The following is a 14,691-nucleotide window of genomic DNA, read 5'->3' as shown; positions in this document are numbered from 1 at the left end:
TTAGTTTTTCTCTAACGTTAATCGATCTTTACTTGGATAGCTTCTTTCTTGACTTCTTCTTTTTTGGGAAGCTCGAGTTTTAGGACACCGTCTTCGTATTTCGCCTTGACATCATCACTCTTAACGTACTCAGGAAGCCTGAATATTCTCTGGAACGCTCCGCTATATCTCTCGTAGCGATGGTAGTCTCTTTCTTTTTCCTCTCTTTCAAGCTTCTTCTCGCCTTTGATTGAGAGAACATCATCTTCTACCTTGATTTCGAGTTCATCCTTCTTGATTCCAGGGATGTCCATTTCGATAAAAACTGAGTTATCCTTTTCGTAGATGTCAACTTCCGGACTGAACATCCCAGCTTCTTTCGACTGATCATTCAGGCCTCTGAAGGCTTCATTAAAGAGTCTGTCCATCTCTCTTTGAATCTCCTCGAAAGGTCTGAAAACATCACTTCCTCTTCTGATAGCCAACATATTAACACCTCCATTCTTAGGATCTCTATGATTTCTGCTATTTACTGTCTTCCGGCGGTATATACTCGGTACCACTGTCACTATCATTATTTTCACCTTCTTGTGTGACTCCGTCTGCAGGAGTTTGAGCCTGGGCTTTCTGGTAAACACTCTGTCCAACTCTCATACTTTCCTTCTGAAGCTGATCAAATAACAGCTTTATTCTCTGAATGTTGTCTTCGTTGATCGCGTCCCTCAGGTCCTTCACGAGGCCTTCGAGCTTGCCTCGGTCCTCAGAGGATATCTTGTCGCCGCTCTCACTAAGGAGTTTGTCTATACTATATGCAAGCTGATCGGCTTGATTCTTCAACTCAATTTCCTGTTTCTTTTGTTTGTCCTGTTCTTCGTATTTCTTTGCTTCCTCTACCACTCTCTTTATTTCTTCTTCTGACATCTTCTGTCTTCCACTTACCACCATGGATTGTTCTCTATTGGTTCCCAGGTCTTTTGCGGAGACGTGAACTATTCCATCGCTGTCAATATCGAAAGTCACTTCAATCTGAGGAACTCCTCTAGGAGCGGGAGCAATTCCGGTAAGCTTGAAGCTTCCAAGAGACATGTTGTCTCTTGCCATAGTTCTTTCTCCCTGGTAGACCGCTACCTCCACTTCCGTCTGCCCGTCGGCCGCTGTAGTGAAAACCTTCGATCTCTTGACTGGAACGGTAGAGTTTCTCTCGATGATCGGTTCCATCAAACCGCCCATTACTTCTACTCCTAAAGTCAAAGGAGTGACATCTACGAGCACAAGATCACTTTCTACACTGCCGGACAGTATTCCGCTTTGCAGAGCTGCTCCGATAGCAACGGCCTCATCTGGATTTATGTTCTTGTTCGGGTCTTTGCCGAAGATCGATTTGATGAAACTTTGAACCATTGGAATCCTTGTTGAACCTCCTACAAGAAGCACTTCATCTATCTCTTTCGGAGAGAGTTTTGCATCGCTCATTGCTCTCTCTATCTGCTCTCTGGTGCCTTCCACAAGATCCTTTATCAGAGATTCTAGTGTCGATCTAGTTATCTTCATTTCAAGATGCAATGGTCCATCGGCAGTTGCAGTTATGAAAGGCAAAGAAATCTCCGTTTCAAACTTTGAAGAAAGCTCTATCTTTGCTCTTTCTGCGGCATCCTTAAGCCTCTGGAACGCCTGTTTGTCTTTTCGAAGATCAACGTTGTTCTTCTTTCTGAAGTCTTCTGCTATATGGTCAATCAACCTCTGGTCGAAGTCATCTCCACCGAGGTGGTTGTTGCCCGACGTTGACAAGACTTCAACTACACCGTCACCTATATCCAATACGGAGACGTCGAAGGTTCCTCCACCCAAATCATATACTATGATCTTCTTATCGCCGCGTTTCTTGTCGATTCCGTAAGCTACGGCAGCTGCTGTTGGTTCGTTAATGATCCTCTGGACTTCCAGTCCAGCAATAATACCAGCCTCTTTTGTGGCCTGCCTCTGAGCATCGTTGAAGTATGCGGGACAAGTAATTACCGCCTGTGTTATCTTTCCTCCGAGGTAAGCCTCGGCGTCGGCCTTCATCTTCTTCAGAATGTAAGCGCTTATCTCCTGAGGCGTGTATTCCTTATCATCAATCTTCACCTTGTAGTCGGAACCCATTTTTCGCTTCACAGATCTTACTGTTCTGTCTGCATTTAGTATCGTTTGTCTCTTGGCGGGTTCGCCGACAATGATCTCTCCCGTTTTGCTGAAAGAAACTATCGATGGGGTGGTTCGATTCCCCTCAGCATTGGGAATGACCTCAACGTTACCGTCCGGCTTCACCCACGAAATAACTGAATTTGTAGTTCCAAGGTCAATACCAACTGTGTATTCCTTATTTGCCATCTGATTTCCCTCCTTGCCACCAACTCAACATCTACAAATCTATTATAGGTAAGTGGAGTGCACCTGTCAAGAAGAGATAATCATAATTAAGACAGAATATAAGTCTTTTCTAGAGAGGGTAATAGGGACGTAAATAATTACATAATGAAATCGTATAGCGTTCTTAGTATAAGACTGACAATAATTACTGATTTTTTGATTGAACTCTGTCCGGGACAAAGCCGGTTGCTTGCCGATCTCCTTACTGGATACAGTTAGGATTCCGTTCTAGGGTTTCTCCAAGAGAGATAAGATCAGTTATTTCTATCTTCGAAGGATGCTTCTCAAGAATTGTGGGGTACTTCAGCCCTGACCCTGTGAGAACTGCAACAACAACAGCTCTCTTCATATTCACTTCTTTTTGCAGTTTGTTCAAAGCTGCCAAAGGCACAGCGCTGGCTGGTTGGGCGAAGAGCCCCTTTTCAGCCAGATCTCTTTGAGCTTTAAGGATACTCGCTTCATCTACTGCGACAGTTATTCCATCAGTTTCTCTCAAAATCTTCAGTACTGCGTTCCCGCTTGGAGGGAAAGGATTCTCGATAGCGTGAGCGACAGTACAAGGATCAATAAATCGCGAGACAGTTTCAGCCCCTTGTGAAAAGGCCAGATGTATGGGGCAGCATCCCATCGCCTGCGCTACAACAATTCTCGGGAGGGTATTCGAGAATCCAAATTTCTTTAGTTCGCGAAAGCCTTTTTCGATGCCCCTCAAATTGCCTCCAGAACTTGTTGGAACAACAATAAAGTCAGGAACCTTTTCACCTAACTGAAGAAATATCTCGAACGCAATCGTCTTCGAGCCTTCAACCCTCATTGGAACATCTGAATTTGCCATGTAAATCCCGGCTTTCGCGCCAATTTCTACAGACTTGTGGTACAAGTCACCGTAGTCTCCTGTAACCTTGAGGACTCTTGGTCCATATATTGCGATTGGAGCTATTTTCTCTTCTGGAATGGAATCTGAAATCAGGATCGTTGTTCTCAGATTTGCTCTCTTTCCATAGGCGGCGACGGAAGCCCCCATGTTGCCCGTAGAGACTGTGCCGATTTGTCTGTATCCTTGATTTATAGCGTCAAGCGTTGCCAGATAGCTTCCCCGATCCTTAAATGACCAGGTGGGGTTTATCGACTCGTTCTTAACGAACAGTTCCAGTCCATCAAGAGTGGTATTCTCCAGTCTTGTTAGTGGGGTCAATCCTTCTCCCATCGAAAGAAAGTTGTTATCCTTCAGTTCTGGTAAAAGATGAGAAAAGCTCTCCAACATTTCTGATCTTCTGAATTGAAGCTTAATGAGCTTCTGGTTTTCGATTACGATTTCCAATGGTTCTCCGCACGTGCAGCGGAAGTATTCTTGAGAATACTCTTTTCCGCAAGCAGTGCAGATTAGTCTCGAATGTTTCATCACATCGCCTCTTTCAGAGCCTTATTTCATAGACTGAATCCTCTGCCTTTTCTTCGAATCTAAGATCCTTAGCAATTCAAATTGATGGCAAGTTTTCGTAGTTGCAGAGCCAGTCAATTATCAGCCCCCTGGACAGGAATTCATTTGTGTATGCCCGTGATACGGCCAAACCAAATCCCCTCTTCCTATACTCTGCGACCATCTCCAAACCAACTTCAACTCTATCATCGGATCTGTAAACACCTATGCACCAGCTTAGTATTACACCATCCCTGACTATCATGTAGCCATCGCTCTTATCAATGAAGGAATCGAGATCTTCTTAGAATGAATATATCCATCCCTCAACAGCGAGGGAGTTGACCAGTCCTGTCTCAAACGTTCTTTCCGTAATCCTCTGTAGGAAATGATCCATCATGAAACCTGATACATCTCGAGTGTCTAGTTGACGCAACTGAAAGAGCTATCTTTTTATCTTTTTTCTGGGATTCATTAACCCAAGAAGATCTCCAAGTCTCTCAAAAAAATCAGTAGCTGAATAGACGTTCAGTGAAGGTATCCCTCTCGCTTTTGCTTCGGGGATTAGCGTTTCAGAGAAGAACTCAAGAAGTATCGAATCTGCAGCCCCGACAATATCTCCTCCGATTAGTACAGTATCACAGCAGTTCCATACAACAGCCAATTGTGGCTCGTCGGGGTTATCAGTGTAGACCGCTCCCCGGGTGTTTTGATGGAGGATCGAAAGATATGCGAGGTTTTGAGCGAGCTCTCCGAAAAGGTAATCAAGACTCTGAAATCTTCCTGGTTCGGTCTGAAAAAGCAATTCCTTCTCCTTTCATTCACGGCTTTTCTATTCTACTCCGTATCTTTCCTGCAACGCAAGAGAGCACAGTTCTTTGTTTTGCGAATCATAAATGATAGATTATCTCAGGAGGTGATATATTGGAGGTCAAGGGATTTGTCGAAGTCAACGGTATTACTTACAAACTCATTAGCCGACAGAAAAGCGCACACAAGAAACTGAGGATAAGAAGCAAAGGACCAATGGGCATCCGTCTAGTTACTGAAGAGAGTTTTCTAAAGGAGAATGATGAGTTTCTCAAAAAGCTTCTTAAGAACTCAGAGATAGATATCCCGATAGGCAAAGATGATGGAGATATTGATGAATAGTTCTGCAGATCAATATAAAGAGATTAGCGAGAATATGCCCTCGGAAGAACAACGGATTGTTGAGTACAACGAAATCCTGCAATATAGATTGAACAGTGTTTTGCCGGGACTTCTCGAAGAAGAGGAATTTGATGCCTGGATGGTAATAGGAAGGGAGAACAATGAAGACCCGATAATCAAGACACTCCTTCCCGGTTCGTTCCATGGGGCAAGCAGAGTAACCGCGTTCCTGTTCACGAAGGAAGAGAGATTCGTGCTGTCTCCTTACGGAAGTCGAATGGAGGAGTTCTATCAATGCGCTTGGACAATTGAGGAAGGAGATGTCTTCAAATCAATGGCTAAGCTTCTGAGAGATTTGAAGATAAGAACACTCGGTCTGAACTTTTCAGAGGATTTCGCGTTGGCCGATGGAATTACTCATTCGCTTTTCGAGTCTCTAAGACAGAAGTTTGACGATCATATACATCTCGTGAGCGCCGAGAGAATCGCGGTAAATTGGTTGCAAACAAGGAGTGATAGGGAGATTGAAGTCTACAGAAAGCTTGACAGGATTGCACACACAATCATTGGTAACGCCTTCTCTAGAGAGAATATCATTCCGGGGGTTACAACTACCAGAGATGTCGAAATGCGACTGAAAAAACTCGCATCGAATCTCGGTTTGAGAACCTGGTTTGGCCCGGACGTAGACCTTCAAAGGCGTGGCGCAGAAGATCCCAGAAAGACCGGAGTGATTGAGGGGGGAGATCTCCTTCACTGTGACTTCGGTTTTATGTACAGTGGTCTCGCGACGGATACCCAGCAGATGTTTTATCTGAAGAGCGATGAAGAGAACGATCTGCCGGAAGGGCTAGATGATGTGATAAGGAAGACAAACGAAGTTCAGGATATTCTGGCACGGAATTTCATAGAAGGTATAAGCGGAAACGAGTTGCTAAGCATCTCCTTAAGAGATGCAAAGGAAAGGGGTTTGGACGCGACAATCTACTCTCACCCTGTAGGGTATCACGGCCATGGGGCCGGACCGATCATCGGTCTATGGAATAATCAGGAGAAGATCCCGGGTACAGGAGATCTCAAGATCAGGAATTCGACTTGTTTTGCTATGGAGCTGAACTGCCGGTCTCCTTTGCTCTCTTGGGATGACCAGCCGGTCTACGGATTCCTTGAAGAAACGGTCGCTTTCAGGAACAACAAGATCGACTATCTAGATGGAAGGCAGGAAGAACTATTCATTTTATAGGAGGTGAGAATTCGTGAAAAGAATTCTTGTTATTATCTGTATTGTTGCTTTGACGACTGTGCTGGGGTTGTCGAATGAGCTGGTGAAGTCTTCAAACACAATGATGGTATCTCAACTGGCCGTTCTTGAGATCCAGGAAAACCCGTCAACGGGTTATCTCTGGCATGTTTTCGCGGAACCGTCAGGTGTTCTTAGAAACTTTCTTGAAGAGCATAACGCACCGAGTTTTATGCCCGGGGCTCCTTCTGTAAAAGGTTGGATAATGACCGCGGCAAAGGAAGGAAAGACGCTGATCACGCTAAAACTCTTCAGAGAGTGGGAAGGAGAAAAGCAATCGGTAGACTTCAGGGCGTTAACCGTCGATGTCTCTGGAGAAGGAAAAGGGCAAGTTGATCTGAAGCTTCTCATGAACGAAGTGAATATCGGCTCAACCTTCACCATCACTCTAGAAGAGAATGCGAGCACAGGGTACACATGGCATTATGAGATACTCGGAGATGGAGTTAGGGAAGTTGCAAAAGATGTAGTGACAGACACTAGCGGAAAGGTCGGGGCTCCCTCGAGAGTCACCTGGACCTTCCAGGCGGTTGATGAGGGTAACACCTCGATCGTTTTTCGATACTTCCGTGAGTGGGAAGGTGTGAAGTCTTCGATAGACTTTGAAGCGTATAATATCGCCGTGCAGCAGAATTGAGCTTTCTTGACTGATAGGGTTATTTAATGAATGTATAATGCTACTGAGGTGATAGCGAATTGAACATTTCGGGAAGCAAGCTGCAGGTGTATCTTACTTCAGCGGCGATTCTTGTCATATCTGTAATTGTCTTTTCCCTGCATTCGATTGAACCGGTTAAGTTACTGGCGATATTGAGTGAGATGGTTGTAATCGGAGCTTTACTTGTCGCAGCCTACCTTCTTGGAAGCAAGGAGCTTCATCGGGGGATTCCTATCGGCCTTATCCTGTTATCGTTGTCAACGTATTTCGATCTAGTTGAAGCACTAACCGGGATGGCAGCCTACGAATTCATTTCATTGGGACTGCTGGCTGCGGGCTTCCCAATCCTTCTAGTTAACGTTATCTATCACTTAAGGGAGCGTAAGAAGAGAATCTCCGAATTCACCGCCGTTGTAAACAATTCGCTTGATGGAATACTTATTCTCGATCTATCAGATAGGATTCTGCTTACTAATAGAACCGCATGTGCTCTATTGGGATACAAGGAAGAAGATCTAATGAACCGGGCTTTTTTCGGTTTTTTCTCTGAGAGAAGTGTGAAAGCTTACAAAGAAGCGAAAAAATCTCTGTTTGCCGGTCAAAACACAGCTTCGTTTTCAGGTGAATTGATCACTTCCGATACGTCTAGATTAAATGCGGAAATCAATCTAGTGATAGGAAGAGATTCAAAGGAGGATCCTGATTCGATTGTTCTTACCTTTAAGGACGTTACTCATCTTAGAAAAATTGAGTCCGCTCTGAGTGAGCAAAGCAAGTTCCAAAGAGTTCTTAATGAGTTAATCACAGAGGTGCTTGGAAGCGATTTCTACGAAGAGACCTACGAGTACTTTCTTATGAAGTGTGTGAAAGCCTTTCCAAGAGCAGATGCAGCTGCCTTTCTTCTCAAGCAAGATGACGGACGTTTTCACTTTGTTGCAACATACAACTATGACTTTGAAGAATTGAAGTCAGTTTCCTTCAGTACAGAAGAACTAATCCAGAAAGGAAGTGATGAGGTAGTTGTTATAAAGGACTACAGTGTTGACTACCGAATGGAAAATGAACGGCTCAAAAGGATTATTAATGGAGGAAGGCTGCGAGAAATAATGAGTACTCTATCTATCCCGATAAAGATCGATGACGAAGTGAAAATGTATTTCAACCTCGACAGTTTTAATTCGCCGACTGCTTTTGACGACGAGGAGTTAATTAGAACTGCAATGAGTTTTGGAAAGGCGATCTCGGTTCTTCTATTGAGAATTCAGACTGTCAATGAACTCAGAAGGCAAAGGGAGCTAATGGAAAGACTATCAATGGAAGATTACCTAACAGGCCTTCCGAATCGCAGAGCCTTCTTTGACTGTGCAATGAGGCAAATAGAGCTCTCAAAAAGGAATGGGGAAGAAATGGCTATCCTGTATCTCGATCTCAATGACTTCAAAGGAGTTAACGATACTCTTGGCCATGACTTCGGTGACGCGCTTCTTAAAAGCATTGGGAAACGTCTAAGTTCGATCTGCCGTAGAAGTGACTCAACTGCAAGAATGGGTGGCGATGAATTCGTGTACATTCTGCCTTCAACGGGAACAGAAGGGGCCATAAAGGCTGAAGCAAAAGTGCATGAAGCCTTTGATGAGCCCTTTTCTGTAAACGGAAGACGTGTAAAGCTAACTGCCAGTGTGGGTATAGCAGTATATCCGGAAAACGGCAAGACAATAAGAGAATTGCTGATTGTTGCCGATGAAAAGATGTACAAGAAAAAAGAGAGCCTGTCTAGAGAAATAAAGAAAGCAACGATAGTTTGATAAACCATGCTCTGTCAGTTAAACGAAGCTTTCAATCGCTTTCATAACGACCTCCGGTTGGCAATACTCTGCTTCGTCCTAAGAGTGGAATTGGCTGCTATATATAGCATGATTCATGCTAGGATTGTTTGTCGGAGCTAACACATTGTCAAGCAATTCCTAACCTGAAGCCCTCATATACACTTGATTATGCGAAATGTTTCCTTCCATCGCGAGGAGGTATCTATGAAGATCAAGTTTTTTGCTCTTATAACCTTATCCGCAACACTGATCATTATGCTTGCGGGGTGTCCGACCCCTACCAAATTCACATTGACTGTCACGACTGCGCCGGAAACCGGACTGAGCATCAGCATAGCTGGGACAAGTTATGACTCCCCGAAGACGGTTACTCTCAATGGCGGCACTTCAACGGATATTGGCGTTACCGCTCTTCAAGAGAAAGATAGATCGGGTCAGGTTATAGGATCGGATACTCGTTTCACTTTCCTTCAGTGGAGCGATACGGTCACCAGCAACCCGAGAACTATAACCCTCAATTCCGATATGACTTACACGGCAGAGATGAAGGTCGAGTACAAGGTGACCACATCGACCAGTCCAGAAGGCGGAGACGTTGCTGGCGCAGGCTGGTACATTGCGGGGACGGTTAAGAATTTCACCGCACCAACAAGAGCAGGTAATACATTCAGCCATTGGCTTGTAAATGGGACAAACTTGGGTTCCTTGATGACTCTTGGCGTTACAATTAACGAGCCTAAGAACGTTGTTGCCGTTTACACTGCAAATCAAGTTCCGTGTAATTTGACTGTCACCACCTCTCCAGATCTGGCACTTGACATAAGAATCGACGGGACGCTTTTTACTTCACCCAAAGGAATGATTGTGAACAGTGGAACAACGAAGCAGATTTCGGTCGTTACTCCACAGCAGAAGGACATATCACCCTGGCTTACGGGAATAGACTCGAGATACGTATTCAGTAACTGGAATGATGCCAGTACTTCGAANNTCAGTAACTGGAATGATGGCAATGCTTCGAATCCCAGAAATGTGATAGTCAACTCTGATATTACATATACTGCAGAAATGGACACCGAGTATCGCATCACCGTTGATTCCTCACCATCAGAAGTCTCTGAAGTTGCCGATTTCTGGACAGATAGAGGCACTGAATGGCTGTTCGACTTCAGCGGTGATTTGGGTCCTTACAACTTCAGCCATTGGTATGTCAATGGTAAAGATGTGGGAAGTGCACGTCCTCTAGAGCTATTGGTTGACAAGCCATATCACGTAACTGCCGTTTTCGCAGAGCAGCAGGCTCAGTACACTCTTACGGTTACTACATCTCCGGAAACCGGATTGAACATCAGCATAGGTGGTACTAACTACACTTCGCCGAAGACAGTGATTCTCAACAGCGGAACTTCAAGAGCCATCGAAGTTACTTCCCCTCAAGAGAAAGATAAATCAGCTCAAGTGACAGGAACTGATACCCGCTTCACCTTCATACAGTGGAGCGACACGAATACTAACAACCCAAGAACGATTACCTTGAACTCAGATATGACCTATACCGCAGAGATGAAAGTAGAGTACAAAGTGACAACGGGAACAAATCCTGCAGGCGGAACCATAGAAGGTGCAGGGTGGTATATCGCGGGCACAGTGAAGAACTTCACCGCACCAACAAGAGCTGGTTACACCTTTTCACACTGGGTAATAAACGGAGCGAACATGGGAGATGCAAACCCCATAACTGTCAATGTCAACTCTCCCAAGAATGTGATTGCATACTATAATGCTGAGACCACGACAAAGAATGTCTTTGGAATCGTTACTCCGTACACGGGAAACATAAAGACAGCAGACCTGAATGAGATGGAGATACTCTCCAATACGGAAATAAGAACTACGAACGACAAACCGGAATACATCGAGAATGAATATCTATTGAAGGTAGAATCATTCAAGGAGGTAGAGGAATCATTCTCCACCTCCTCTCTTCCCGAGATCCAGATAATTGGCAGGATAGAAGACTATTACGGTGAACTGCAGTACATACATGTGAGAACAACGGCCAGCGAAAAAGAGTTGACAGGATTGCCGGGAGTCGTCCAGGTTTCTAGAAACAGCACTTTCTATGCGCTTGAGACAACACCGAATGATACTTACTACTCGCTACAGTGGAACTACCCGCTGATCAATTTGCCTCAAGCTTGGGACTACGCGGTTGGCTCCAGGAGTGTGGTTGTTGCGGTAATCGATTCTGGATTCAGCACGAGTCATCCCGATCTAGCCGGCATATTCGAATCGGGATATAACTTTGTGAACAACAACACAAATGTATCTGAACCAACCACTTCAATCGACAGTCACGGCACGCACGTCGTAGGAACGATAGCTGCTCTTACAAACAATGGTAAAGGCGTATCTGGAGTTACCTGGGGGGGATTTGGAATCACCTTGATCCCGATAAGAGGAATCAAAGACGCAGCAGCTCTTATGAACAGTATCATCTACGCAGTCGATCATGGGGCGAAGGTCATTAATATGAGTCTTGGAGGACCTTCAGACAGCCCGGCGGTATATGATGCTGTGAAATACGCAGCAAGGAATGGAGTGGTTATGGTCGCAGCTTCTGGAAACAATGGAGACGGCAATATCCTCTATCCTGCTCGCTATCCAGAGACGATAGCTGTAGGAGCCGTCTGGGAAGATAGAGGTACAATCACGAGATCGTCATACTCTTGCTTTGGACCTGCTTTGGACGTTGTGGCACCGGGAGGTTTCATGCTGCCGGGTACTACTGATCCAAATGGAATCTACAGCACCGGTTGGACCCCTACGGGCGACACATATATGTATATGCAGGGAACGTCGATGGCCACGCCACATGTAACTGGCGTAGTTGCTCTTCTTATGGGAGCCGGGTTAACCGATCCCGACGATATCAGAAGCGTTCTTCGCAGTACAGCGATCGATCTAGGTTCTCCAGGTAGAGACGATTACTATGGGTGGGGACTGATAGACGCGGGAGCGGCTCTCGAAGCCATTACCTCGCCGCAGGAGTTCAAAGTCTTCTTGAGGAATCCCTCAACAGGCTCCAACATTGCCAGCACCAACCTATCTGATTCAGGAGCGTATCACTTCAGCAATGTGAGTCTTTCTCAAGTGAAGGTATATGCCTGGAGAGATATGGATGAGAGCGGGACGATCAATACCGGGGATCTCCTCGGATACTACAACTACTCCGGAGGCGAACCTAATCTGAACAATGCACAGACGATAACTCTCTCCGGTGGCGACAACTGGATTGACTTCCAGTTCGCCCCGATAATTGGAGATTGATCCGGTAGAAACGATGAATCTTGCAGGCATCTGATTCAAGAGCCTCACAGTTAAAATAACTGAATGAACGAAGCAAATTGAAAAGGAACGCAACCTCTGCGTTCCTTTTCTATTTTATAAATCTTTCTATCTATTTTTCGTGACAGGCTCGGTTTCTTGAACTCTTTTAACCGCAAAACCTACAGATGCTAAACTTCAAAAGCCGATGATAGAAGTACGGAGACCGTGAAAATCCATTTGATAAAGAAAGTGAGGCTTAGGAGCTGAGGACGAAGGCCGTTCGCCCTCCCTAAAAAGAGAAAATCTCGACATAATACTTTCTCATCCTCTCGTTTAATACTTCGTCTAAACAGTGTTCAGATGACATTGTGTAAGCAACGGCTCTGATCCGAACAAAAAAACTTATGGGTAATAATAACTTGAACCCGGTCAAAAGGAACGCAGTTGTCTTGCGTTCCTTCTAACTAACACGGTCTTTTTGAGGGTTTCTATTAGAAAACAATGCCTATTTCAAGATTTCGTCCAGTTCTTCAACGCTCTCTATTCCTTTGTCTGAGATCTCAAAAAGCATTCCATTGAAGATGAACTTGACTCTTTCTCCAAGGGCGAAGACCTTTTCAACCCATTCGCTTCTATCAGCCAATTCAAAATAAGCTTTGCTGTAAGCAACAAGGCTTATCGGTTCAAGTGTCTTGACCTCTTCGTCGTCCTGAACCCATATTCCTTCTTCGAGAGCAAATCCGATACTGTCTACAAATTTGTAGTCAGAGGCTCCGCTTCCGACAAACTGGTCTTGCTCCATCTCGGCAACAGACTTTGCAGCCATTACGGCATCTACAGCGGGGGAGGCGCTGAAGCCGCCCCTGTCTCCCAGGGTAGAGGTCTGCACTCTTTCAGGGGCAATCAGGTAGGAGGTGAACTCGTTAATTATGTTGAATTTCTTTGAAAGAGCGATAATCTCTTGCTTCACTTCTTCTTTTGCCGCTATTGAGAGAGAGGAATCATACCTGAAGATATTTGCAAGATGAGCAATTCTCTTCTGTGCCCAGATCTTTGCAATAAATGGGTTGTCAGGATTCTTTGAAACTCTGAATAGATACTCGTATCTGTATCTCTCTAATCCTCTTGTTCCTTCTACGATTACTTTCAGATCGCCCTCTTCAAAGTAAATGCCGGAGAGTCTTAGAGCCTGTCCGGAGAATAGAGAATGCGGGCCGGTCGGAAGAACCTTCGCAACCTCCGATCCTTCGATAGATATAGTCACATTCTCTAGAGCCGGCGTCTCGATCGTCCTGTAAAGATCGGTAACCTTTCCTTCAATGTTTTCGCCTTCAACAATGTAACTTACCCTTCCAGCATTTTCCTGAACCAGTCTGTCCAGAAGTTCAGCGACAACGCCCGTTCCTACTCCAAAAGAAAACAGGTGTACATTTCTGGCTCTTGCCTCGGGAGTTGCATCGTTGATTATCTTCCCCGTGTCCGTAATTCCTTCGGTGGGAGCCCCATCTGTGAGAAAGAGGAGCACTTTGAACCTTCCCTGGTCGTCTTTGCTAAACATGTCTATGCTCGTTTGAAGAGCGTCATAGATATTTGTCATGCCATCTGCCTGAATGCGCCTTACATTCTCTATCCAGACAGCCCTTTCCGATGCATCGAGCAATCCTCCCGTGAGATTGTGGACATGGCCATCGAAAGTCACAATCGCAAAGCGGTCGCCAGAGCGAAGCATCTGAAGGACCTGCTCCAGAGCTCTTTTTGCCTGCTCCATCTTCTCGCCGTACATCGAGCCGGAAATGTCGAGAACGAAGACAACATCCTTGGGAATGATTGTTTCTTCTTTCAGTCTAGGAATAATTGTAAGAAGGAAGTATCCTTCATTCATGGCGTCATCCCAGTGAGTTGCAAGGGATGAAGGGATCTCGTCTTCAGATGATGTAAGAACTAAAGCCACGTCCGAACCTGGCACGAAATCGGTTGCGTTAAAGATGTAATCCCTGCCCGATGCGCTTTCCATCTCTCTGAACGGGTGAGTCGGCGAATAGACCTCTGCAATCTCAAACGGGACCGAAACTCTGATGTTGACAGCTCCTATCGGTGCAGAGAGAAAGCTATCAATCTTTAAAGGATAGATCATCGAATAAGAATTAGAAGAAATCTCGAGAGGCTGACTGTATTGGATCAGGAACTGGCGTTTCTCTCCCGGTTCAAAGGGATATATGCTCATTCGGATCAGTTGAGTTCCAACGTATTCGAGCAATGCCGGGTCTTTCATTTTTGCGACAATTTCCTGATAGATTTCTCGGGCCTGATCTGCCGGCAGTACTTCTCCCTTAAGAACTTGATCCCCTATCTTCATAGTGAAGTCGCTAATCACGGCCGAAGAAGGTATTGGAAAGAGATACACCGCTTCAAGCAATCTCATAGATTTGTTCTCAAATTCCTCCTCGATAATCACAGTTGCAATTCCGTCTTCGACTTTTATATGAACATTGTGAGAGTTCATAACAAATCCGCCTAGACCCCTTTCAATTGGATACGGTGGAACCACTACTCCGTTTGAAAAGACAGTTGCACCAGCCAAAACGAAAAGAACCATTGCCCCAAAACCCTTCATTCT

Annotated in this window: 10 protein-coding genes and 1 pseudogene; 5 read left to right on the top strand and 6 right to left on the bottom strand. The window is 45.1% G+C overall.

The genetic code is table 11. The features are described 5' to 3' along the window. Nucleotides 1-17: 17 nt before the first annotated feature. The 5 genes and pseudogenes from B3N33_RS11000 to B3N33_RS10980 form a co-directional block, all read right to left on the bottom strand. Nucleotides 18-467, bottom strand: a complete 450-nt coding sequence (locus B3N33_RS11000) for an Hsp20/alpha crystallin family protein (RefSeq protein WP_099829875.1) — start codon at nt 465-467, stop codon at nt 18-20. A gap of 37 nt (nt 468-504) precedes the next feature. Continuing rightward, entirely contained in the window at nt 505-2,349 is a 1,845-nt protein-coding gene (dnaK, locus tag B3N33_RS10995; RefSeq protein ID WP_214060822.1) for a molecular chaperone DnaK, read from the bottom strand. A gap of 241 nt (nt 2,350-2,590) precedes the next feature. Then, on the bottom strand, nt 2,591-3,790 hold the full coding sequence (locus tag B3N33_RS10990) for a threonine synthase (protein WP_292590617.1): 1,200 nt from the start codon (nt 3,788-3,790) through the stop codon (nt 2,591-2,593). Nucleotides 3,791-3,866: 76 nt separating this feature from the next. Further along, nucleotides 3,867-4,097, bottom strand: a pseudogene (locus tag B3N33_RS10985) (GNAT family N-acetyltransferase); the annotation flags it as partial. 156 nt (nt 4,098-4,253) lie between these two features. Continuing rightward, nucleotides 4,254-4,613, bottom strand: a complete 360-nt coding sequence (locus B3N33_RS10980) for a hypothetical protein (protein WP_214060825.1) — start codon at nt 4,611-4,613, stop codon at nt 4,254-4,256. A gap of 119 nt (nt 4,614-4,732) precedes the next feature. Here B3N33_RS10980 and B3N33_RS10975 point away from each other — a divergent pair, with 119 nt between their 5' ends. The 5 genes from B3N33_RS10975 (at nt 4,733) to B3N33_RS10955 (ending at nt 12,074) form a co-directional block, all read left to right on the top strand. Next, entirely contained in the window at nt 4,733-4,960 is a 228-nt protein-coding gene (locus B3N33_RS10975) for a hypothetical protein (RefSeq protein ID WP_099829884.1), read from the top strand. Next, entirely contained in the window at nt 4,953-6,203 is a 1,251-nt protein-coding gene (locus tag B3N33_RS10970; protein ID WP_292593376.1) for a M24 family metallopeptidase, read from the top strand. Before B3N33_RS10975 ends, B3N33_RS10970 begins: the two co-directional genes overlap by 8 nt. Nucleotides 6,204-6,216: 13 nt before the next feature. After that, nucleotides 6,217-6,897, top strand: coding sequence for a protease inhibitor I42 family protein (locus B3N33_RS10965; protein WP_292590618.1), 681 nt, complete (start codon nt 6,217-6,219; stop codon nt 6,895-6,897). 59 nt (nt 6,898-6,956) lie between these two features. Continuing rightward, nucleotides 6,957-8,723 carry a bifunctional diguanylate cyclase/phosphodiesterase gene (locus tag B3N33_RS10960; protein WP_292593374.1) on the top strand — a complete coding sequence of 589 codons (1,767 nt, stop codon included), beginning with the start codon at nt 6,957-6,959 and terminating at the stop codon, nt 8,721-8,723. A 189-nt stretch (nt 8,724-8,912) separates the two neighbouring features. Continuing rightward, nucleotides 8,913-12,074 (top strand): S8 family peptidase, encoded by a 3,162-nt coding sequence (locus tag B3N33_RS10955; RefSeq protein ID WP_422655910.1) that lies wholly within the window; start codon nt 8,913-8,915, stop codon nt 12,072-12,074. 505 nt (nt 12,075-12,579) lie between these two features. Here B3N33_RS10955 and B3N33_RS10950 read toward each other — a convergent pair. Next, nucleotides 12,580-14,688 carry a VIT domain-containing protein gene (locus tag B3N33_RS10950; RefSeq protein ID WP_292593369.1) on the bottom strand — a complete coding sequence of 703 codons (2,109 nt, stop codon included), beginning with the start codon at nt 14,686-14,688 and terminating at the stop codon, nt 12,580-12,582. Between the last annotated feature and the right edge of the window lie 3 nt (nt 14,689-14,691).

Source organism: Mesotoga sp. UBA5825, assembly GCF_002432955.1.
Lineage (GTDB): Bacteria > Thermotogota > Thermotogae > Petrotogales > Kosmotogaceae > Mesotoga.
The sequence above is the reverse complement of the archived record's forward strand: the minus strand, read 5'-3'. Positions and strand labels throughout refer to the sequence as shown.

Excerpts from the sequence above, each read along its gene's own strand:
- B3N33_RS11000 (WP_099829875.1), bottom strand. The coding sequence starts at position 467 with ATGTTGGCTATCAGAAGAGGAAGTGATGTTTTCAGACCTTTCGAGGAG.
- dnaK (WP_214060822.1), bottom strand. The coding sequence starts at position 2,349 with ATGGCAAATAAGGAATACACAGTTGGTATTGACCTTGGAACTACAAAT.
- B3N33_RS10990 (WP_292590617.1), bottom strand. The coding sequence starts at position 3,790 with ATGAAACATTCGAGACTAATCTGCACTGCTTGCGGAAAAGAGTATTCT.
- B3N33_RS10970 (WP_292593376.1), top strand. The coding sequence starts at position 4,953 with ATGAATAGTTCTGCAGATCAATATAAAGAGATTAGCGAGAATATGCCC.
- B3N33_RS10950 (WP_292593369.1), bottom strand. The coding sequence starts at position 14,688 with ATGAAGGGTTTTGGGGCAATGGTTCTTTTCGTTTTGGCTGGTGCAACT.